Raw genomic sequence first — 1,711 nt, forward strand, 5'->3', positions numbered from 1 at the left:
GCGAACACGATGCCACCCGCCCACGCCGCGAGCAGGGCATCCAGCACCGGGGCAGGTTCGTCACCGACATGGGCCAGGTCCACCACCAGGCAGCCGACCCCATCGAGCCCAATGCCGCCGGCCGCCGTGTCGAGGCCGACGCCGTAGACCGGAGCCAGCCCCCGGGCCTCGAGACCGCGGCACAGGCACCGGCGGCGCTCGCCGACGGCAATCACGCCGATCGCTGCGTCACACGGGGGCACGCCCGGTCTCCAGCAGCTCCTGGAGCGCCTCGAGCAGTTCCGTCTCCTGATAGGGCTTGCCCAGGTAGCGATCAACGCCGGTGTCCATGGCACGCTGGCGGTGTTTCTCGCCGGTGCGGGAGGTGATCATGATGATCGGTGTCTCCCGCGTTTCGGGCTGGTTGCGCATGTGCGCAGCGAACTCGTAGCCGTCCATACGCGGCATCTCGATGTCCAGCAGCACCGCGTCCGGCGTCTGCTCCTGCAGCCGGGCGACGGCATCCAGACCGTCCTTGGCGGTTATCACCTCCATACCGTTGCGCTCGAGCAGCCTCGTGGCGACCTTGCGCATGGTAATCGAGTCATCAACCACCATGACCAGCGCCCGCTCGCGACGGGGTGCGGGTGCGGAGCGCTGGGTCTCGCCCTCCAGGAACCGGCCGCGGTAGCGCATCAGCGCACCGACATCGAGGATCAGCACCACGCGTCCGTCGGCAAGTATGGTCGCACCGAAGATGCCCGGGATGGTGCTCACCTGCGGTCCCGGGGATTTGACCACGATGTCGCGACTACCGAGCAGGGTGTCCACCTGCAGCGCCACGGCGTGCTCGCCGGCACGCACCAGCACCAGCGGGGCTAGCGCACGGCCCTCATCGGGTACGCCGGTGCCGGCGCCGAGCAGCCCCCCGAGACTCACCACCTCGTATTGGGCGCCGGCGTACTCGTAGTAAACGGGCTCGTCGCTCGCGAGGGCACCGGCGAGGAAGGAGCGCTCGGCACGAACCACGCCGACGATGCTCGACAGCGGGATGGCGTATGTCTCATCACCAACCTGGCAGAGCAGCCCCTGGTTGAGCGCCAGCGTGAACGGCAGGCGTACGGTGAAGCGGGTACCCTCGCCCTCGCGCGAGTCGATCTCCAGGCTCCCACCGAGCTGGCGGATCTCCGCGTTGGCGACATCCAGCCCGACACCGCGGCCGGCCACCTGGGTGACCCGCGAGGCGGTGCTGAAGCCCGGCTCCAGCACGAACTGCATGATCTCCCGCTGGGTCAGCGCGGCGCCCTCGGTCATAAGGCCCTTCTCGACGGCCCGGCGGGAGATCGCCTCCAGATTCATGCCACCACCGTCGTCGCCGAGCCACAGCACCACGTCCGCGCCCTCGCGGGCGACCTCGATGGTGATCGTCCCGGCCTCGGGCTTGCCCTCCCGGCGGCGCTGCTCCGGCGGCTCGATGCCATGGGCCACCGCGTTGCGCAGCATGTGCTCCAGCGGCGGGACCATACGCTCGAGCACGCTCCGGTCCATCTCGCCCTCACCGCCACGGACCTGCAGCTCCACCTGGCGACCGAGCTCCCGGCCTGCCTGACGCACGATCCGCCGTAGCCGGGGCACGAGGTTGACGAACGGCACCATGCGCGTGCGCATCAGCCCGTCCTGGAGCTCGGTGTTCACCCGGGACTGCTGAAGCAGCAGGGTCTCGCTCTCGCGG

2 protein-coding genes are annotated in these 1,711 nt (G+C 69.7%); both read right to left on the reverse strand.

The annotated features are described in order from the left end of the window. The coding region (locus tag G7A99_RS19160; RefSeq protein WP_163143205.1) for a hypothetical protein at positions 1-242 on the reverse strand (242 nt) is incomplete at its 3' end. Continuing rightward, a partial coding sequence (locus tag G7A99_RS19165) for a response regulator (RefSeq protein ID WP_163143208.1) occupies positions 229-1,711 on the reverse strand: 1,483 nt, incomplete at its 5' end. The genes G7A99_RS19165 and G7A99_RS19160, both read right to left, overlap by 14 nt.

The sequence above is a fragment of the Arhodomonas sp. KWT genome, from assembly GCF_010993615.1.